This is a genomic window from Streptomyces filipinensis (genome assembly GCF_014649495.1).
GTDB lineage: Bacteria > Actinomycetota > Actinomycetes > Streptomycetales > Streptomycetaceae > Streptomyces > Streptomyces filipinensis.
Map to the genome: position 1 here is coordinate 592,331 of NZ_BMTD01000002.1, position 19,140 is coordinate 611,470.

Annotated in this window: 13 protein-coding genes; 3 read left to right on the forward strand and 10 right to left on the reverse strand. The window is 73.6% G+C overall.

From position 1 onward, the window contains the following. Window positions 1-56 precede the first annotated feature (56 nt). Window positions 57-851, reverse strand: a complete 795-nt coding sequence (locus IE244_RS07690) for a class II aldolase/adducin family protein (RefSeq protein ID WP_191871852.1) — start codon at window positions 849-851, stop codon at window positions 57-59. 140 nt (window positions 852-991) lie between these two features. Between IE244_RS07690 and IE244_RS07695 the strand changes: the two genes are divergently transcribed. Then, window positions 992-1,459 carry a pyridoxamine 5'-phosphate oxidase family protein gene (locus IE244_RS07695; protein WP_191871853.1) on the forward strand — a complete coding sequence of 156 codons (468 nt, stop codon included), beginning with the start codon at window positions 992-994 and terminating at the stop codon, window positions 1,457-1,459. 15 nt (window positions 1,460-1,474) lie between these two features. Here the strand turns inward: IE244_RS07695 and guaA are convergent, their stop codons facing one another. Next, window positions 1,475-3,055, reverse strand: coding sequence for a glutamine-hydrolyzing GMP synthase (gene guaA / locus IE244_RS07700; protein WP_191871854.1), 1,581 nt, complete (start codon window positions 3,053-3,055; stop codon window positions 1,475-1,477). Window positions 3,056-3,339: 284 nt separating this feature from the next. Here guaA and IE244_RS07705 point away from each other — a divergent pair, with 284 nt between their 5' ends. Then, on the forward strand, window positions 3,340-3,615 hold the full coding sequence (locus tag IE244_RS07705) for a chorismate mutase (RefSeq protein ID WP_191871855.1): 276 nt from the start codon (window positions 3,340-3,342) through the stop codon (window positions 3,613-3,615). Between the two features lie 595 nt (window positions 3,616-4,210). Here IE244_RS07705 and IE244_RS07710 read toward each other — a convergent pair. The 4 genes from IE244_RS07710 to IE244_RS07725 all read right to left on the reverse strand — a co-directional run bounded on the left by IE244_RS07710 (window position 4,211) and on the right by IE244_RS07725 (window position 9,605). Beyond that, window positions 4,211-6,016, reverse strand: coding sequence for a GMC family oxidoreductase N-terminal domain-containing protein (locus tag IE244_RS07710; RefSeq protein WP_191871856.1), 1,806 nt, complete (start codon window positions 6,014-6,016; stop codon window positions 4,211-4,213). Between the two features lie 28 nt (window positions 6,017-6,044). Continuing rightward, window positions 6,045-7,658, reverse strand: coding sequence for a succinic semialdehyde dehydrogenase (locus tag IE244_RS07715; protein ID WP_191871857.1), 1,614 nt, complete (start codon window positions 7,656-7,658; stop codon window positions 6,045-6,047). 136 nt (window positions 7,659-7,794) lie between these two features. Beyond that, on the reverse strand, window positions 7,795-8,658 hold the full coding sequence (locus IE244_RS07720; RefSeq protein ID WP_191871858.1) for a serine/threonine-protein kinase: 864 nt from the start codon (window positions 8,656-8,658) through the stop codon (window positions 7,795-7,797). 44 nt (window positions 8,659-8,702) lie between these two features. Then, complete coding sequence (locus tag IE244_RS07725; RefSeq protein WP_191871859.1) at window positions 8,703-9,605, reverse strand: MBL fold metallo-hydrolase; 903 nt, start codon at window positions 9,603-9,605, stop codon at window positions 8,703-8,705. 71 nt (window positions 9,606-9,676) lie between these two features. Between IE244_RS07725 and IE244_RS07730 the strand changes: the two genes are divergently transcribed. After that, on the forward strand, window positions 9,677-10,603 hold the full coding sequence (locus IE244_RS07730; protein WP_191871860.1) for an AraC family transcriptional regulator: 927 nt from the start codon (window positions 9,677-9,679) through the stop codon (window positions 10,601-10,603). Here IE244_RS07730 and IE244_RS07735 read toward each other — a convergent pair. The 4 genes from IE244_RS07735 to IE244_RS07750 form a co-directional block, all read right to left on the reverse strand. After that, window positions 10,590-12,215: a serine/threonine-protein kinase gene (locus tag IE244_RS07735; RefSeq protein ID WP_191871861.1), complete on the reverse strand. Its 1,626-nt coding sequence runs from the start codon at window positions 12,213-12,215 to the stop codon at window positions 10,590-10,592. The two genes, IE244_RS07730 and IE244_RS07735, sit on opposite strands and share 14 nt — an antisense overlap. A 79-nt stretch (window positions 12,216-12,294) precedes the next feature. Beyond that, window positions 12,295-14,028 (reverse strand): serine/threonine-protein kinase, encoded by a 1,734-nt coding sequence (locus tag IE244_RS07740; RefSeq protein WP_191871863.1) that lies wholly within the window; start codon window positions 14,026-14,028, stop codon window positions 12,295-12,297. A gap of 96 nt (window positions 14,029-14,124) precedes the next feature. Then, window positions 14,125-15,867: a serine/threonine-protein kinase gene (locus tag IE244_RS07745; RefSeq protein WP_191871865.1), complete on the reverse strand. Its 1,743-nt coding sequence runs from the start codon at window positions 15,865-15,867 to the stop codon at window positions 14,125-14,127. Window positions 15,868-15,994: 127 nt separating this feature from the next. After that, window positions 15,995-19,048: a serine/threonine kinase C-terminal domain-containing protein gene (locus IE244_RS07750; protein WP_191871867.1), complete on the reverse strand. Its 3,054-nt coding sequence runs from the start codon at window positions 19,046-19,048 to the stop codon at window positions 15,995-15,997. Window positions 19,049-19,140 lie beyond the last annotated feature (92 nt).

A 19,140-nucleotide genomic window follows, 5' to 3' on the forward strand; every position in this document is an offset into this window, starting at 1 on the left:
CGCCGGCCAGGTGTGCCCGGCCGGCCGCCCCGCTTCCGGTGAGGAGTGGGGCCCGGTCAGCTGAGCAGGTCCGGTTCGGTGCGGCTGATGTCCTGCCACAGCGGCTGGTAGTTGATCCAGGCCACCAGGTCGCCGCCGAGCTGCTCCCGGGTGGCGACGGCCAGTTTGTGGTCGATGAGGACCGGACGGCCGGCCGCCTTCGCCATCAGCTGCACCTGGCAGGACCGCTCCATGGACATGAACCACCAGGCCGCCGCGTCCACCGAGTCGCCCACGGTGAGCATCCCGTGGTTGCGCAGCACGAGCGCCTTGCGGGAGCCGAGGGCGCCGGCGATGCGGCGGCCTTCCTCGATGTCGACGGTGACACCGGTGTAGGCGTCGTAGAGCGCGACGTCCTCGTAGAAGGCGCAGCTCTCCTGGGTGATGGGGTCGATCAGATCGCCGAGCGCGGCGACGGCGCGGCCGTGCACGGAGTGGCAGTGGGCGACGGCGACGACGTCCGGGCGGGCGGCGTGCACCTGGGCGTGCACGGTGAACGCGGCCTGGTTGACGTGGTAGCGGCCCTCGACGACCTGCCCCTCCTGGTTGGCGAGGACGAGATCGCTGACGGTGACGTGCTTGAACGGCATCCCGAACGGGTTGACCCAGAAGCAGTCGCTGAACTCCGGGTCGCGGGCGGTGATGTGCCCGGAGACCCCGTCCTCGAACCCGGCCCGGCCGAAGATCCGCAGGGCTCCGGCGAGCCGCTCCTTGCGGTGCCGGCGTTCGGCCTCCACCGACTCGTGCATCGGCGGCATGGCGAACCGCAGCTGGTCGGTGGGCAGCGGCAGGGGCGGGGTGGGCCCGTGCATAGGTCCTCCAGCGGGCGAATTGCTGTACGCGCCGGAAGTTACCGCCGGTCAGCCCAAAAGGGCAGAGCTGTTTTGTAAAGATGGCGTACGCGGCGAATACCCGACAGAGGTTGTCCGGTTTTCCCGTGAGACTGGCGTGTATGAACTGGGCAGCCTTCAAAACCGCCGCACCCGAACTGGCAGCGACCGCCGAGGCACGCTTCGGCGCGTACCGGCACCACGTCCTCGCGACCCTGCGCAGGGACGGCTCCCCGCGCACCTCCGGCCTGGAGGTCCGCTTCCTGGGCTCAGAGCTGTGGCTCGGGATGATGCCGGGATCGGTGAAGGCGCTCGACCTGCTCCGCGACCCCCGCTTCGCGCTCCAGACCCACCCCGGCGCCGACGACATGAGCGACGGCGGGGACGTCCGGGTCGGCGGGCGGGCGTTCGAGGTCGTCGACGCGGCCGTGAAGGGGGCGTACGTGAAAGAGGTGGAACCGCCGCAGCCGTTCCACCTCTTCCGTACCGAACTGACCGAGGTCGTACGGACCTACGTCGAGGACGAGAAGTACCTCGTCACGCAGGTCTGGAAGCCCGGTGAGCCCCTGCGCACGCTCAAGCGCGCCTAATAGGGCCCCTGGGGACTACTCCCACTCGATGGTGCCCGGGGGCTTCGAGGTCACGTCGAGGACGACGCGGTTGACGTCCCGGACCTCGTTGGTGATCCGGGTCGAGATACGGGCGAGGACGTCGTACGGCAGGCGCGACCAGTCGGCCGTCATGGCGTCCTCGGAGGACACCGGGCGCAGCACGATCGGGTGGCCGTAGGTGCGGCCGTCGCCCTGGACACCGACGCTGCGGACGTCCGCGAGCAGGACCACCGGGCACTGCCAGATGTCGCGGTCCAGGCCGGCGGCGGTCAGCTCCTCGCGGGCGATCGCGTCGGCGTCCCGGAGCAGGTCCAGGCGCTCCTTGGTGACCTCGCCGACGATGCGGATGCCGAGGCCGGGCCCCGGGAACGGCTGGCGCTGGACGATCTCCTCCGGCAGGCCCAGCTCCTGGCCGACCATGCGGACCTCGTCCTTGAACAGCTTGCGCAGCGGCTCGATGAGCTTGAACTCAAGGTCCTCGGGCAGGCCGCCGACGTTGTGGTGCGACTTGATGTTGGCGGTGCCGGTGCCGCCGCCGGACTCGACCACGTCCGGGTACAGGGTGCCCTGGACCAGGAACTCCACGGCCGGGCCCTCGTCGGCGATGATGTCCGCCTGCGCCTGCTCGAAGACGCGGATGAACTCCCGGCCGATGATCTTGCGCTTCTCCTCGGGGTCGGAGACGCCCTTGAGCGCGGTCAGGAAGCGCTCCTCGGCGTCCACGACGACCAGCTTGACGCCGGTCGCGGCCACGAAGTCCTTCTCGACCTGCTCGGTCTCACCCTTGCGCATCAGGCCGTGGTCGACGTACACGCAGGTCAGCTGGTCGCCGATGGCGCGCGCCACGAGGGCGGCGGCGACGGCGGAGTCCACGCCGCCGGACAGACCGCAGATCGCGCGCTTGTCGCCGACCTGCTCGCGGATCGCGGCGACCTGCTCCTCGATCACGTTGCCGGTCGTCCAGTCCGGCTTCAGGCCCGCGCCGCGGTACAGGAAGTGCTCCAGCACCTGCTGGCCGTGCGTGGAGTGCATGACCTCGGGGTGGTACTGGACGCCGTAGAGCTTCTTCTCGTCGTTCTCGAACGCGGCGACCGGGACGACGTCCGTGGACGCGGTGACCGCGAAGCCCTCGGGGGCGGCGGAGCAGGCGTCCCCGTGCGACATCCACACGTGCTGCTCGTCCGGCGTGCCCTCGAACAGGGTGGAGGAGTTCTTCGAGACGTGCAGGTCGGTACGGCCGTACTCGCGGGCGCCGGTGTTGTCGACGGTGCCGCCGAGGGCCTGCGCCATCAGCTGGAAGCCGTAGCACATGCCGAAGACGGGGACACCGGCCTCGAAGAGCCCGCGGTCGAGGGTCGGGGCACCCGTCTCGTACACCGAGGAGGGGCCGCCGGAGAGGATGATCGCCGCGGGGTTCTTGGCGAGCATCTCCTCGACCGGCATGGTGCTCGGCACGATCTCGCTGTAGACCCGCGCCTCGCGGACGCGACGGGCGATGAGCTGGGCGTACTGCGCGCCGAAGTCGACGACCAGGACGGTGTCGGGGGTGGCGGCAGTGGAAGTCGCTGATGACACGGGGTGCCTTCTGGTGGTCGGGCGGGGGTCTGTGCTACCGAGTCTAACGGTGTGGGCGTGAAGGCCTCCCCTGGACTTCGCCGTGGCATACTGACCCCATGCTTCAGCACACGACCTTCGTCTTTACCTATGGCACCCGGCCCGCCGGCTGCCATGGTCGTGCTGCTTGAGCGAAACGCCAAGCACTTCCCAGGCGCCCCGGGCCGACAAGGCCCGGGGCGCCTGTCGTTTTCCGGGTCCTGTCGTTCGGGGGCATCCACCCTTCCCGACCGAGGAGCCCCGACATGACCACCACGACCCCGGAAGCGACCGGCACCCCGGAAGCGGCCATCGCCGACGCCCGGGAGCGCATCGACGCGCTCGACGACCGGATCATCGGCCTCATCCAGGAGCGGATGGCCGTCTCCGCCGTCGTCCAGCAGACCCGCATCGCCTCCGGCGGACGCCGGGTGCACCTCTCCCGCGAGATGGAGATCCTCGGCCGCTACCGCGACGCCCTCGGCAAGCCCGGCACCGGCCTCGCCATGACCCTGCTCGAACTGTGCCGTGGTCGCATCTGAGTTCGGCCCCGTTCTCACCCGTACGGCGCGTGACCGGCCCCCGCACCGCTTCGTTGAGCGGGGTGTCCGTGCCAGCCAGGGGCGGGCCCGACAGAACCACGCGTGGCTCGCTGGAGCGATGAGGCGTACGGGTCGTGCCGTGCGCCGTGGGACCTCGCTCCAGGGAAGTGACCGGACGGCAGGGGACAGCAGCCCGGTCACCCAAGAGAACGGTCGGCTCCGGGGACGCCCGGGGCCGACCGGCGGAAGCACTGCACCCCCACACCAGGACCAGCGGCGCAACCCCCCGGCGCCGCACCCAGGCACCGGCGCTGCCCTGACGTCGGTGCTGACCGAAGAAGGGCCCCGCGGTCTCTCCGTCCCGCGGGGCCCTTCGTCATGCTCGGCCCTTCGTCACGCTCGGCCATGCTCGGCCCTTCGCCATGCGGGGCCCTTCGCCATGCGGGTGACCCACGCCACACGAATATTCCGGGCGCAGGAGCAACCCTTCACGGCTTTCGCAGATCAAACCTGCCGAGTCGAAAAAGAGGGACCTGCTTTCGGAGGGGGATGCAGGTCCCTCTTCGTCGGCCCGGGCCGTGCCCGCCCGGCCGGGCTACTGCTTCGGCGGCACCGCCGGCATCCCCAGGAACGGCAGGCGCAGCGCGCCGAACGCCTCCGCCGGGACCACCGGGGCCTGCGGCTCCACCGGCTTCAGCCGCTCGTACGCCGCTCCCGGCGCCGGCCGCGGGTCCTCCTCGCCCTTGTTCGGCCAGAAGGACATCGCCCGCTCGGCCTGCGCGGTGATCGTCAGCGACGGGTTCACCCCCAGGTTCGCCGAGACGGCGGCGCCGTCCACGACCGAGATGCCGGAGTGGCCGTAGAGGCGGTGGTACGGGTCGATCACGCCGGTCTCCGGGGAGTCGCCGATGGGGCAGCCGCCGAGGAAGTGCGCGGTGAGCGGGGTGCCCATCAGCTCGCCGACGTTGCTGCCCGCGAAGCCGTTGATCTCGGCGGCGAGCACGGAGGCGGCCTGGGTGGCGGCCTTGATCTGCTTGGGGTTCGGCGAGCCGTGGCCCTGCCGCGCGGTGAGCAGGCCCCTGCCGACGCCGCCGGGCTTCAGATACGTCGTCAGGGAGTTGTCCAGCGACTGCATGACCAGGCCGATGATGGTCCGCTCGGACCAGCGCCGGTTGGACAGGGAACGCAGGACCAGCAGCGGGTGCCGGGCCGCGTTCGTCAGCCAGGCCAGCGCCCGGGACGAACCCTCGGCGTACGGCACCTGGAGGATCGACAGGCCGCCCATGGAGTTGGAGCCCTTGCCGTAGCGGACCGGCTCGATGTGGGTGTTCTCGTCCGGGTGGATCGAGGAGGTGATCGCGACGCCCCGGGTGAAGTCGGCCCTCGGCTCGCCGGTCGCCCTGCGGTAGCGGCGGTCGTCGGTCTGCGCGCCGACCAGCGCCTCGGAGTTGGTCCGGGTCAGCTCGCCGAGCCGCTTCGACAGGTACGGCAGCTGGCCGCCCGCCTTCATGCGGTGCAGCAGGGTCTGGGTGCCGTACGTGCCCGCGGCGAGCACGACCCGGCGCGCGGTGAGGATCCGGCCCCTGCCCTTCTTCTTCTGGTCCGTGGGCAGGGTGGCCACGGCGTATCCGCCCCGCGAGTCGTCGGTGACGGACACGACCGTCGTCATCGGGTGCACCACCGCGCCCGCCTTCTCGGCGAGGTGGAGGTAGTTCTCGTTGAGGGTGTTCTTCGCGCCGTGCCGGCAGCCGGTCATGCACTCGCCGCACTCGGTGCAGGCCTTGCGGGAGGGGCCCGCGCCGCCGAAGTACGGGTCGTTCACCTGCTCGCCGGCCCTGGCCTTCGCCGTGCCGTCGGCGTCCTTGCCGTCGCCGAAGAACACGCCGACCGGTGCGAGGTGGAAGGTGTCGCCGACGCCCATCCGCTGGGCCGCCGCCTTGAGGTGCACGTCGGAGGGGGTCATCGTCGGGTTGAGCCGCACGCCGAGCATGCGCTGGGCCTGGTCGTAGTACGGCTTCAGCTCCTCCTGCCAGTCGGTGATGTCCCGCCACTGGGGGTCGTCGAAGAAGGGTTTCGGCGGGACGTAGAGGGTGTTGGCGTAGTTCAGCGAGCCGCCGCCCACGCCCGCGCCGGCCAGCACCATCACATTGCCCAGCAGATGGATGCGCTGGATGCCGAACATGCCGAGCTTCGGCGCCCAGAGGTAGTTCTTCAGGTCCCAGGAGTTCTTCGGCAGGGACTCGCGGGTGAAACGGCGGCCGGCTTCGAGCACACCGACCCGGTATCCCTTCTCGGTCAGGCGGAGGGCGGACACCGAACCGCCGAACCCCGAGCCGACCACGATGACGTCGTAGTCGTACCCGTCCTCGTCCCGGGTCTGGACAGACTTCTCCTGCGACACGTGCTCTCCTCGTCGAGAACGGGTGTTTCTAGCGGAACCGGAATGCCTTCATGAGCCGCAGACTCGTGCTCATGAACCGGGCGTAGCCCTCGTCGTCCATACCCAGCGACGGCGCCATCGGCAGCAGCCGCTGCTGGGCGACCGTCTGGGCCTCCGTGTACTTGAGGATGCCCTCGGAGCCGTGACGGCGGCCGAGGCCGGAGTCCTTCATGCCGCCCATCGGGGACTGGACGCTGCCGTAGGCGGGCGCGTAGCCCTCGTTGACGTTGACCGTGCCGGTGCGCAGGCGGGCGGCGACGTCCCGGCCGCGCGCGGCGCTCTTCGTCCAGACGGAGGAGTTCAGGCCGTACGGCGTGGCGTTGGCGCGCTCGACGGCCTCGTCGTCGGTCGTGAAGCGGTAGACCGAGACGACCGGACCGAAGGTCTCCTCCTCGCAGACGGCCATGGAGTCCTCGACGCCGTCGAGGATGGTCGGCTCGAAGAAGTAGGGGCCGATGTCGGGACGGGCCTTGCCCCCCGCGACGACCTTCGCGCCCTTGGCGACGGCCTCCTCGACATGCCGTTCGACGGTCTTGAGCTGCCGCTCCCCCACCAGCGAGCCCATGTCGGCGCCGTAGGCGAGGGAGTTGCCGAGCCGCATCGCCTTCGTGCGGGCGGCGAAGCGCTCCAGGAAGGCGTCGGCGACCGACTCGTGGACGTACAGCCGCTCGATGGAGATGCAGAGCTGTCCGGCGGAGGAGAAGCAGGCGCGTACGGCGCCGGCGGCGGCCTTTTCGAGGTCGGCGTCGTCCAGGACCAGCATGGCGTTCTTGCCGCCGAGTTCGAGCGAGACGCCGACCAGGCGGGCGGCGGCGCCCTGGGCGACCTCGCGGCCGGTGCGGGTGGAGCCGGTGAAGGAGACGTAGTCGGCGTGCTTGACGACCTCGGGGCCGACGACCGGGCCCTCGCCGAGCACGACCTGGAAGACACCCTCGGGCAGGCCGGCCTCGATGAGCAGGTCACGGGCCCACAGGGCGGTGAGGCAGGTCTCGGTGTCCGGCTTCATCACGACCGCGTTGCCGGCGACGAACGCGGGCAGCGCGTCGCCGACGGACAGCTCCAGGGGGTAGTTCCAGGGGGCGATCTGGCCCACGACCCCGCGCGGGTGGCGGAGTTCGGTGACCTTGGTGAGCGTGGGGACGGCGCCGGTGTGCCGCTTCGGCTTCAGATAGGCGGCGGCCCGGCGGCCGTAGTGGCGGGCCGCGACCGCGACGGCCTGCACCTCCTCGTGCGCGTGCAGGCGGGCCTTGCCGGTCTCCAGCTGGATGAGGTCGAGCACCTCGGCCTGCCGCTGCAGCACCAGGTCGTGGAAGCGGAGCAGGACGGCGGCCCGCTGCCGCACCGGGGTCCGCTCCCACACGGCCTGCGCGGCGCGGGCCGCCTCGAAGGCCTTCTGTACGTCCTCGGGGGTGGACTCGGGCAGGTCGGCCAGCTTGTCGCCGGTGAACGGGGTGTGGTTGGCGGTGCGGCCGGAGCCGGTGACGCCCTTGGTGAGCTGGGCCACCAGTTCCGGGGTGACCACGTCGGCGGCGGTGCGGACGCCCTCGGGGGCGGGCGCGAGGGGGTTGGTGCCGGTGCTGTCCGGGGCCTGCGTGTCCGTCATGACGCGCAGGGTATGCCGGGGCGGAGTCTTTGTGTACCCGTCGGTAACGCGGATTCACCGAGTGCTCACATGCCGCCAGTGATCACTGGCAGAGAATGTGCTGATCAGGGCGTTGACACGGTCGCGAGCAGAACGATCATTCGAGTCCGGCTTTTTTCGCCAGGAGCAGCCCGAGCGCGGTGCGCGGGGTCCGCCGCCGGGGTTCCGGAGGCGGCGGGGCGGGCGCGGACGACGGCTCCGGCGGGTCCGGTACCGGCGTGAGCCCGAGGTACGCGCGCAGCGTCTCCGTGACGGCCTCGGCGGCCGGGCGCTCCTCGGGCCGCTCGGCACGCAGCCGGTCCAGCAGTGGACCCAGCGAGCCCGGGTCGGCGTCCCCCAGGGCGGCCCGGAGCAGGGCACCCAGCGACCACAGGTCGCAGGCCGGGCCCGCGCCGGGGCCCGCGGCCCGCTCGGGCGCGACGAACCCGGCGGGCGCCTCTGCCGGATGCCCGTCGCCGGTGCCGAAGTCGGTGACGACCACCCGCCCGGTCCCGGACTCCAGCAGGACGTTGGCCGGTTTGACGTCCCGGTGCACGATGCCGACGGCGTGCGCGGCCCGCAGGGCGCCGAGGACGGCGAGCCCGACGCGGGCGGCCTCGGCGGGCGGGAGGGGCCCGCGGCGCAGGACCTCCCGCAGGGACTCGCCCGCCACCAGTTCCATGACGATCCAGGGGACATGGCCCTCGGTGACGACGTCGTACACCGTGACGGCGGCGGGATGGCGCACCCGGGCGGCGGCGCGTGCCTCCCGGTAGAGCCGGTGGGCGATACGGCGGCTGTCCTCGTCGTCGGCCGGATCGCCGGGCAGCGACGGCTCCTTGAGGGCGACCCGGCGGCCCTGCCGCTGTTCGTCCCGGGCCCGCCAGACGGTTCCGGTGGGCCCCGAGCCGAGGCGTCCGGCCAGCCGGTAGCGGCCGCCGATCAGACGTGCGTCGGGCGGGTGTTCGCCGTCTCCACTCATGTCACATGAGTACCGTGTGCACCACGCCGTTGTCGAAGCGGGGGTCAGACCGCCCAGCGGTGCAGGGTGAAGCCGTGTTCGGCCTTCCTCACCTCCACCGCACCGGCACCGCCGAAGTGCGCCGGGACGACCAACTCCCGTTCGGCCGCCGCGCGTTCCAGCACCCGCAGCCGGGTCGCGGCCGCCTGCCGCGGATCGAGGCAGAAGCAGCTGCTGCACTCGGGGTGCAGGATCTGCACCGGGCTGTGCAGCAGATCCCCGACGAACACGGCCCGCTCACCCCGGGACTCGACGCGCAGGACGGACGAGCCGGGGGTGTGACCGGGCGCCGCCTCCAGGACGAGGTGTTCGTCGATCCGGTACTCGTCCTCCCACAGCACGGCCTGCCCGGCCCGGTGTACGGGCGCCACGCTGTCCTCGTAGACGAGCCGGTCGATCGGGCGCGCCCCGCCCGCGTAACCGCCCGCCGGGCCGAAGTGGCGGTCGTCGGCGGCCGGCAGGAGGTAGCGGGCGTGCGGGAAGGTCGGCACCCATTCCCCGCCCGCGTCCACGGTGTTCCAGCCGACGTGGTCGCCGTGCAGGTGCGTGTTGACCACGACATCGACCTCCCGCGGGTCCACGCCGGCCCGGGCCAGCCGGTCCGGGAAGTCCCCCTGCCGCCGGTGGAAGAGCGGGTTGCCGGGCCGTTCCCGGCCGTTGCCGACGCCGGTGTCGACCACCACCGTGCGGCCGCCGCCGCGCACCACCCAGGTCTGCAGCGCCACCACCGCCCGGTCACCGCCGGCCTCCCGGTGGTCGGGGACCAGCTGCTCCTCGTGACTGCTCCACACCTCCGGAGGGCAGTCCGGGACGAGGGTGCCGCCGGGCACGTGCGGCCCCCGCCACTCGATGATGCGGAGCACCTCGACGTCACCGATCACAAAACTCTGCACTTGGTCATCAGCCATGGTGATCACCCTAGGAGCAGGACGTGAGCATCCCCATGCTCATTCGGCTCGTTCCAATACGCTGTCGTCTCATGGATGTGCTGAGCGACGCGATCTCCGCGGTCCGGGTGGGCGAGCCCTCGTCGAACCGGCTGCGGGTGAGAGGCTCCTGGTGCGTGCGGCTGTCCCCGTACGAGGGGGCGGGCTTCCATGTCGTGCTGAGCGGCGCGTGCCGGCTGCTGCCGGAGGGGGGCGGCGACCCGGTGCGCCTGGGCCCGGGGGACGTGGTGCTGCTGCCGCACGGGGCGGGCCATGTGCTGGCCGACACGGCGGCCGGGGCGGCCGAGGTGCGGCGGGCGGTGCCGTTCGAGGACGTACGGGACACGGACGCGGGGCCGGCCGGGCCCGGGCCCGAGGTGGAGCTGTTGTGCGGCAAGTACCGCCTCGACCGCAGCCGTACGCACCCGCTGTTCGCGGAGCTGCCCCAGGTGGTGCACCTGCCCCACCTGGGCGGCGAACATCCCGAACTGCGCACCGCCGTCGGCCTCCTGGCCGGCGAGCTGGACGCACGACGGCCGGGCGGCTGCCTGGCCCTGCCGAGCCTGCTGGACCTCCTGCTGGTCTACATGGTCCGCGCCTGGATGGACCGGGCGGAGACGGGCGCCTGGCCGGCGGTGCTGGGCGACCCGGTCACGACGGCCGCGCTGCGCGCCCTGCACTCGGATCCGGCGGCTCCCTGGACGGCCGGCCGCCTCGCCGCCGAGGCCGGTGTCTCCCGCGCCACTCTCGCCCGCCGCTTCACCTCCCTCGTCGGACGGCCGCCGATGGCCTACCTCACCTGGTGGCGGCTGACGCTGGCGGCGACCCGGCTGCGCACCTCCGACGCGCCGCTCGCGACGGTGGCGCGGGAGACCGGGTACGGCAGCCCGTACGCCCTCTCGCACGCCTTCAGCCGGGAGTTCGGGATCACCCCGGGCCGGTACCGGAACCTGAACGCCTCGCGCGTCAGGGCTTCGTGACGTCCAGGTTGGCGATCGCCGCCCTGGCCACCTCCCGGCCGCGTGCCGTGAAGTCGCTCCGGTCCGGATAGCCGACGGTGAGCGTGTACATGTCTCCGCCGCCGGTGCGGTAGTAGAAGATCTGCACCTCGCGCGGGCGCGGGTTCTCGCTGTCGTCGGTGCGGTAGCCGACGGTGTTCTTCGCGGCCTGCCGGCCGTGGTACGTGGCGGTGTCGTCCGGGTGGGTCCGCGCGCCCTTGGGCATGTCCAGGGTGTACTCGCCGTCGGTGCGGAACTTCTCGTCGTCGGCGTACATCTGGGACCGCGCGCTGTTCTTGATCTCGTGCAGGGCGTCGTCCGCCTTCCGGGCCAGGTGCAGCTCGACCCAGACACTGCCGCTGGAGTCCTCGTACGTCACCCAGTTCTTGTCGGTGGCGTCCTTGTCGGGTCTGACGGCCCGGTAACCGGAGGGCACGGCGACCGTGGCGCCCAGCTTCGCCTCCGGCTTCCTCGCCCAGCCGTCGGGCAGCGGGCCGGCGAAGGGGTCGGCGAGGACGAGGTACACCGCCACCGCCGCCGCGACCAGCGCCGCGCCCGCGCCCAGCCACACCGCGCGGGGAGGGCGCAGGGAGCGGCCGGGCGCGGGCGGCAGCAGGCTGGGCTGCGTCGGAGCCGGGGGCGCCGGCGGCCGTGCCGCCTCCTCCAGCAGCGCCCGGACCCGGTCGGCCGGCGGCCGCTGCGCGGGGTCCTTGCGCAGCAGTCCGTCGATGACCTCGGCCAGCGGGCCGGAGGCGGACGCGGGCGCGGCCGGGGTGGAGTTGAGGACCGACTGCAGCGTGGCCGGGGTGTTGCTGCGGCGGAACGGCGAGACGCCCTCGGTGGCCGCGTAGAGCAGCACCCCCAGCGACCACAGGTCGCTCGCCGGGCCGGGCCGCTGGCCCAGCACCCGCTCCGGGGCGACGTACTCGGGCGAGCCGACGAAGCCGCCGGTGTCCGTGAGCCGCGTGTCGCCCTCGATCCGGGCTATCCCGAAGTCGGTGAGGACCACCCGGTCGTGCCGGCCGAGCAGGACGTTGTCGGGCTTGACGTCGCGGTGCAGGACGCCCGCCGCGTGCGCCGCCTCCAGGGCGCCGAGCACCTGGAGGCCGATCCTGGCCGCCTCGCGCGCGCCCAGCGTGCCCTCCTGCAGGACGTCGCCGAGGGTGCGGCCGTGCACCAGCTCCATCACGATCCAGGGCCGGCCGTCGACGACCGCGACGTCGTGGACGTTCACCACCGCCGGGTGGTCCAGCCGGGCCGCCGCACGGGCCTCACGGCGCATGCGCTCGAAGGCGTTGGCGCGTTCCCGTTCGGGAAGGTGGTCCGGGACGTGGGGCTCCTTGACGGCGACCTCCCGGTCCACTGTCTCGTCCTTGGCCCGCCACACCGTGCCCATCCCGCCATGGCCCAGCTTGCCGAGCAGCCGGTACCGGCCGGCGACCAGCCGTCCGGCACCCGCCTCCTGCTGCGGGGACGGGGCCGGGACGGCGTCCGGCTGTGGATGCGACGGTACCCGCGGCTGCTGCCGTGGCGGTCGCAGGACAAAACTCGTCGTGTCGTCGGTGCCATGACCGACTCCCCCGTCACTGCTCATGGACCATCCATAGCGCGCCACCGGTGCCGACAGCCACCGGGAACGCGAACCGGTCACACACCCGTGACCGAGCGGCCGGTCAGGAGCCCGCCCGGAAGGTGTCGACCGCCACGTCGAAGTACTCCCGCGCCTCCCGCACCTTGCCAACCGGCGCCGACACCCACACGTCGTACATCCGCCCGGCCTCCTGCCAGCACAGGTCGTAGGTGTGGCGCGGGCCCTCCGCCGCGCTGAAGCCGTCCCAGGTGAACTCCCACAGCGCGGCCGGATGTCCGGCGTGCGTGGCGGAGGTGACCCGGCCGTCGCGGTAGCCGGGGTTGGTGGCGGACCCGCCCGCGGCCGACCGCTCCAGCGCGCCCCGCGGGCCGCCCGGCTGGGGACCGGTCACCTTCACGCCGAGGCGGTAGGTCTGGCCGGGCGAGAGGTAGAAGACGCGCTCGCCCTGCGGACTGCGGATGAAGTCCTGCGGCACGGCGAGGGAGAAGCCGGCCGGATCCCGGGCGGTGCGGTAGCCGGAGGGCGCGGTGCGCGAGCCGGTCGAGGCGGGACCGGTGACCGTCGGGCGTGTCGCGGTGGGCGCCGGCACGGCGGTGCCGGGTGCCGGGGGCGAGGCCGGCGGCGACGCCGGACGCGTCCCGCTCCCGGTCGCCGGGGACGTCGCCGTGCCGCCGGGGCTGCCGCCGCCCCCGTCCCGGTGCAGCAGCAGCGCCGCCGCTGACACACCGGCCCCGGCGAGCGCGGCGATCAGCAGGGCCGCGAGCAGCAGCCCGCGCGGGGACGTCCGGGCCGGGGGCTCGGCCGTCGGTCCGGACGCGGTGGGCGGCTGTGGTGTCTGGTGCGGAAGGGCCGGCTCGGTGGGGGTGTACGGCGTGGCGGCGTGCGGCGTACGACTCGCCGCCGTCCGGGGCCTCGGCGTCCGGCCCGTCCGGTGGGCGTGCCCCGCGGCCGGGTTGCCGGGCGGGCCCGGTGCCTGCGGTGTCCGGCCCGTCTCCAGGAACGTCCGCAGCATCTGCTCGGCCGGTGCCGCGCCGAGCCGCCGGTCGGGGTCGCGCTCCAGCAGCCCCCGGACGACCGGCAGCAGGGGCTCCGCCTCGGCGGGGGGCCGGATGTCGGCGGCGACCACGGCGTGCAGGATGCCGCCGAGCGAGTCGCGCCGGAAGGGCGACTCGCCGCTGAGCACCGTGCACAGCAGCGCGCCCACCGACCACAGGTCGGACTCCGGCCCGGTGCGCAGCCCCGACATCCGCTCCGGTGCGGTGTATTCGGGCGAGCCGACGAAGGAGCCGGTCTCGGTGAGCGTGGTGGCGCCCGCGACCTGCGCGATACCGAAGTCGGTCAGCACCACCCGGCCGGTTCCGGACTCGATCAGGACGTTCGCGGGCTTGATGTCCCGGTGCAGCACCCCCGCCTCATGCGCGGTGCGCACCGCGCTGAGCAGGGCGACGCCGATCCGCGCGGCCTCGGCGGCGTCGACCGGTCCCTGTCGCGCGATCCGGTCGGCGAGCGAGCCTCCGTCGACCAACTCCATGACCAGGTAAGGACGTTCGTCCTGCTCCACCACGTCGTGCACGACGATGATGTGCGGGTGGCGCAACTGGGCGACCGCCCGTGCCTCACGGAACGTACGGTCCCGGCGGCGCCGCGCGTCGTCCTCGGCGAGGGAGTCGTCCGGGAGGAGTTCCTTGACCGCGACACGCCGTCCCAGCACCTGGTCGAGGGCCCGCCACACGACTCCCATGCCGCCACGCCCGATGCGTGCCTCCAGACGGTAACGGCCCGCGATCACCCGGAAGTCGGCGCCCTCGGTCCCCATGGGCCCCATCATGCCGCACCGGACCCATGCGCTCCGGGGCGCCGATCGGCCAAGCCGGGCCGATCGACCAGCGTTTTTCGGCCGTATCAGCCGTCGTCAGCCGTCCTTCGGCTGCTGCCAGCCCTGCAGAACCGCCTTGAACTGCTTGCTGGTCGTCGCCCAGTCCGCCGCGGGCGACGAGAGGTAGATCGCGTACTCGTTGCCCTTCCAGGAGATGTACGTCTCCTCGACGGCGCGCCGCGGTCCCGGGAACGGCGTGTCCTTCGGCAGCGCGGTCCAGGTGTACTCCCAGACCGAGCCGCCGAGGTCGCGGTAGATGTTCTTCTGCAGCCGGACGCGGTGGTAGCCGACCAGCCGCCGGCTGACCTGCTCCTCCAGGTTGACCTGGTGCGAGTAGGCGTCCTTGAAGTCCGGTGCGGTGTCGAGGGCGATACGGACGAAGTGCTTGCCGCCGTCGGGCGTGTAGTCGACCTGCCGGAGGGAGGGGACGCTGGGTGTGCCCCCCACGACCTTCCGCGACCAGCCCTTGGGCAGGTAGATGCTGAAGCCCCACTTGTCGTCGTAGCGCTTCCACGAGGCGGGAACCGTTCCGGCGGGGCGCGGCGCGGCGCTGCCGCTCGCGGAGGCCGGCGCGGTGGCCGGGCCCGCACCCCCGCTCGTGCCCGTGTCCTGCTCCATGCCGCCCCACTCCTGGAAGGCCACGGCCGCGCCGCCGCCGAGCACCGCCGCCGCGGCGGTGACGAGCGCGAGGGTGCGCAGCCTGCGCCGGGGACGGGGCCGGGCCGTCGCCGGGCCGCCCGCCGCGCTCGGGGGCGTGGGCGCCACGGCCGTCGGCCCGGTCGCGGAACGACCCGGGCCCGCCGGCGCTCCGGGGCCGTAGCCCGGGGTGGTCGCGCCGGGGTCGTAGCCGGGGGAGCCGTAGCCCGCGGTGGTCCCCGTGGAGCCGTGGCCCGAGGCGGACGAACGGCTCGTCCCGGGGGTGTGCACGCCCGAGCCCTGGTTCGGGATGAACGGCTGGGCCGGGTGGCGGCCCTCGGCCGCCTCGGCGAGCATCTGTTCCGCCTGCTCCGCACCCGGCCGCCGGTCCGGTTCCTTGCGCAGCAGGGAGGCTATGACGGGGCCGAGCGCACCGGCGTGGCGCGTCTCGTCGGCGTCCTCCTCGACGACCGCCTGCATGGTGCCCAGCGGTGAGGTGCGGCGGAACGGCGAACGGCCCTCGACCGCCGTGTACAGCGTGGCGCCGAGCGCCCACAGGTCCGAGGCCGGGCCCGGGTCGTGGCCGCGCACCCGTTCCGGCGCGAGGTAGTCGACCGAGCCGACGACCTCTCCGGTGCGCGTGATGGTGGAGTCGCCCTCGATCTGGGCGATGCCGAAGTCGGTGAGCAGCACCCGGCCGTCGCGGCCGAGGAGGACGTTGCCGGGCTTGACGTCCCGGTGCAGTACGCCGGCGGAGTGCGCGGCGCGCAGCGCCCGCAGCACCCACAGGCCGATGCGCGCGGCCTCCCGCGGCTCGACGCGCCCCCGTTCCTTCACCGCGTCGGCCAGCGAATTGCCCTCGACCAGCTCCATGACGATCCACGGGCGGCCGTCGTGTTCGAGGACGTCGTGCACGGTGACGACCGCGGAGTGGTTGATGCGCGCGGCGGCGCGGGCCTCCGCCCGGGTCCGGGCGAGCAGGACGGCCCGGTCGCTGTCGGAGACGTAGAGTGCGGCGGTCAACTCCTTGACGGCGACCGTCCGGTTCAGCACCTCGTCGTGGGCGCGCCACACCCGGCCCATGCCGCCGCTGCCGATCGAATCGGCGAGCCGGTAGCGGCCCGCTATGAGCAGGCCCTGCATCTGATTCACGTTGCCCCGCAATGCTCTTGACAGGGTCAGGTTAAGGACCGGTCCACCAACAGGGAACCAGCGGGGTCCCAAGGTGACACCACTGTGACGGTTGTCGCCGCCCCTGTGTACAGGGCGCTCAACGCGTGTAGCGGTACGTCGCCGTGGCCTGCTCGTAGAGCTGCGTCACCTCGTCCCGGTCGGCCTCCGGGCCGCGGACCTGGACGATGTGGTAGCGGCCGTTCAGCAGGATCGCCATGTTGCGTACGAACAGGTCGTGGCCCTGCCCGTCGGTCCAGGTGAACTGGCCCTCGGCCATGGTCCGTCCACCCACCTCGATGGTGCGCAGGCCGGTGGCCGTGGCCCAGCTGGAGTCGCGGTACGGCTGGAGTTCGCGTTCCTTGTCCCGTTGGTAGCGCATCGGGTCGCTGCCGTACGTCGCGGCGCTGTCCCGTCCGGGGACGACGATCAGCTCGAAGTTCCCGTGTGCGTAGAGCACCTGGCCGCTGCCGTTCTTCGGCGTGCGGTCCCAGCCCTTGGCGACGGCCACCTGGAAGCCGTCCGGGTCCTTGCGCAGGGTGAAGCCGTCGGCGACGGACGGGTCGCCGCCGGTCTGGGTCTCGGTGGCGGGCGCGCTGCTCTCCGGCGCGCTCTGCCCCGGGGAGGGCTGCTGCCGGGTGTGTGAGGGCGCGGGACTCGCCTCCCCCGCGGTGCCGGTGCGGTCGCCGCCCGCGGCCCCGTTCTCCCCCTGTCTGGGCATGAACAGCATCGCGTAGGCGATCGCGCCGGCCAGCAGGAGCAGGATCAGCAGAAGCAGGGTCCGGCCGAGGCGGCGCGGGGAACGGCCCTCCTCCCGGGCCCGCTTGTGCCGGCCGTGCGCGGGGGCCGCGGGGAGTCCGGCGCGGCGACGGCGCACCAGTTCCCCGCGGCGCCGGACGATCGGCAGCCGACTGGGGTCGGCGGGCGGCACGGGTACGACATGGGTGCCGGCGTCGGGCTCGGGCGCGGAGCGCACCAGCGAGCGCAGCCAGCCGTTCAGCTCCTCGACGTCCAGGCGCTCGGTGGGGTCCTGGCGCAGCAGTGACTCCACGACCGGCCGCAGCGGACCGCACTCCTCGGCGAAGGCGGGCGGCTCGGCGCACACCAGCTGCACCAGCTCGGCCGTCGACTCCTCCGGGTACGGGGCGTGCCCCTGTACGGCGCGGAACAGCAGCGCCCCGAGCGCCCACAGGTCGGTCGCGGGCCCGATCGGCGCCGCCAGCTGCCAGTTCTCGTGCACGGGGACGGCTTGCTCCGGCGCCCACCGCTCGGTCACCGGCCCGACGACGGTCATCCGCACCTGCCGCGCCCGCTCGGCCGCCAACGCGGTGCCGGGCCCACGCCGGGCACCTGTCACGGCCGCCCCGGCGCCGTCCCAATCGGGGCGGCCCTGGACGTGGGCGGGACCGGGACCAGGACCTGTGACCGGGGAGAGCGGGTCACCGGCCTGCCGCCCGCGTCCGGTGCCGGTCCCCTGCCCGGACGCCTGCCCGGGCACGGACGTGTGACCCGGTACGGACGCCTGCCCTGGTACGGACGCCTGCCCGGGCACGCACGTGTGACCCGGTACGGACGCCTGCCCGGGAACGGACGGGTACGCGGAGCGTCGGCCCGGCGGGGGCGGCACGGGCCGCCGCACACCGCCGCCCGGCTCCGGGCTCCCGGAGCCCGGGAAGGCACCGCTCGGATCCCGGAAACCGCCACCGTCCCGCGGCCCCGCACAGGCACCGTTCAGCCCGGAAGAGCCACCCGCCGCGCCGGGACGCGCAGAGGCGCCGTTCAGCTCCGAAGAGCCACCGTCCCCACCGGGGCGCTGCCAACCCCCGCCCATGTCCGGGAAGTCGCCCGGGGCACCCGGGCCCGGGGAGGCACCGTTCAGCTCCGCGGGGTCTCCAGCCCCACCATGGCGCTGCCGGCCCTCATCCAGCTCCGGGAAGCCACCGCGGACACCCGGCCCCAGGGAAGCACCGTTCGGCTCCGAGGGGTGGACCCCGTAGGGGTCGGCGACGCGGCCGGGCGGGGTCGGCCCGGCGGGGTGGGGCGGTGCCGTGCCGTCGGTCTCTTCGGTACCGGCGCCGTCCTCGGCGGGGGGCCGGGCCCCTGGCAGGGCGGCGCGGCCGCCCTGACGGGCCTCCTGGACCCGGGCGGCGGCACGGGCACCCGCGCGGTACGCGGCGATGGCCCCGGCGCGGGCGGCACGGATGTCCGCGCCGCTCTCCAGGGGCGGTTGCCCCGCCGGGCGGGGCACAGCGGTGCCTCCGGAGGCCCCGTTCGCCCCCGGCAGCGCTCCGGCCGCCCGCGCCTGGATCGCGGCCCGGCGCGCGGCCTCGGGATCGACGTCGGCGGCGGGAACCGGTCCCGCTCCGGCCACCGCGCCACTCGGCCGGCCGCCCGAACCGGAAGAAGCGCCCCGCCCCCCGGCGAACGGAGTCGGCGCCGGTCGCGCGGCGCTGCCGGCGCCGGGCTCGGCCGGCGCTGTCCCGGCTCCGCCCACGGCGTGCGCGGCACCCGGGGCGCCCTCTCCCGTGCCGTCCTCGGGCGGCACCGGGTCGTACCCGCACAACGCCTCCTCCGCGGCGCCGACGGCGAGGCCGGTCAGCATCACCCGGCCGTCGTCGCACACCAGCACCGTGCGCGCGGTGACGTTGCGGTGCACCCAGCCATGGGCGTGCAGCACCCGCAGCGCCATGAGCACGTCGGAGGCGACCTCGGCCGCCCGGTACGGCGACAGCGGCTGCTCGGCGAGCAGCGCGGACAGCGGGCGCGCGGCCACCAACTCGCTGACGATCCACAGCGAGCCGCCCTCGGCGAAGACGTCGAAGACCTGGTCGAGGCGCGGATGGTCGGGGATGCGGGCCGCCGCCTGCACGGCCTCCACGGCGCGCCGCACGGCCGGATCGGCGGGCCGCCGGGTGGCGCTCCGGGCGTCCGGCGCCCGCCGGGTGCCGCGCTCGCGCGCGGTGAACCCCTCGGGCAGGCCCTCCGCGTCGAGCACCTCCGCCTCGACGACCTCCGGCAACGGCACCTGCCGGACGAGCACGTCCTGGCCGCTGTAGGTGTCGAAGGCGCGGGTCTCGGTGAGTTCGTACTCCTCGGCGGGCGGCAACGGCAGGCGGTAGCGGTCGGCGAGCACCCGACCCGCGTAGTCCTCCACTTTGCCTCCCCCGGCCGCCCGGTCGGTCACATCCGTTCGCCTCGCGACCCGTTCCGCACACACATCCGGCTGCGTACGGTCCGCAACCATTC

What these genes read in the sequence shown, in the direction of transcription:
- IE244_RS07725 (WP_191871859.1), bottom strand. Translation starts at nt 9,605, where the DNA reads ATGGCTGATGACCAAGTGCAGAGTTTTGTGATCGGTGACGTCGAGGTG.
- IE244_RS07695 (WP_191871853.1), top strand. Translation starts at nt 992, where the DNA reads ATGAACTGGGCAGCCTTCAAAACCGCCGCACCCGAACTGGCAGCGACC.
- IE244_RS07745 (WP_191871865.1), bottom strand. Translation starts at nt 15,867, where the DNA reads ATGCAGGGCCTGCTCATAGCGGGCCGCTACCGGCTCGCCGATTCGATC.
- IE244_RS07735 (WP_191871861.1), bottom strand. Translation starts at nt 12,215, where the DNA reads ATGAGCAGTGACGGGGGAGTCGGTCATGGCACCGACGACACGACGAGT.
- IE244_RS07705 (WP_191871855.1), top strand. Translation starts at nt 3,340, where the DNA reads ATGACCACCACGACCCCGGAAGCGACCGGCACCCCGGAAGCGGCCATC.
- IE244_RS07740 (WP_191871863.1), bottom strand. Translation starts at nt 14,028, where the DNA reads ATGGGGACCGAGGGCGCCGACTTCCGGGTGATCGCGGGCCGTTACCGT.
- IE244_RS07715 (WP_191871857.1), bottom strand. Translation starts at nt 7,658, where the DNA reads ATGACGGACACGCAGGCCCCGGACAGCACCGGCACCAACCCCCTCGCG.
- IE244_RS07690 (WP_191871852.1), bottom strand. Translation starts at nt 851, where the DNA reads ATGCACGGGCCCACCCCGCCCCTGCCGCTGCCCACCGACCAGCTGCGG.
- IE244_RS07730 (WP_191871860.1), top strand. Translation starts at nt 9,677, where the DNA reads ATGGATGTGCTGAGCGACGCGATCTCCGCGGTCCGGGTGGGCGAGCCC.
- IE244_RS07720 (WP_191871858.1), bottom strand. Translation starts at nt 8,658, where the DNA reads ATGAGTGGAGACGGCGAACACCCGCCCGACGCACGTCTGATCGGCGGC.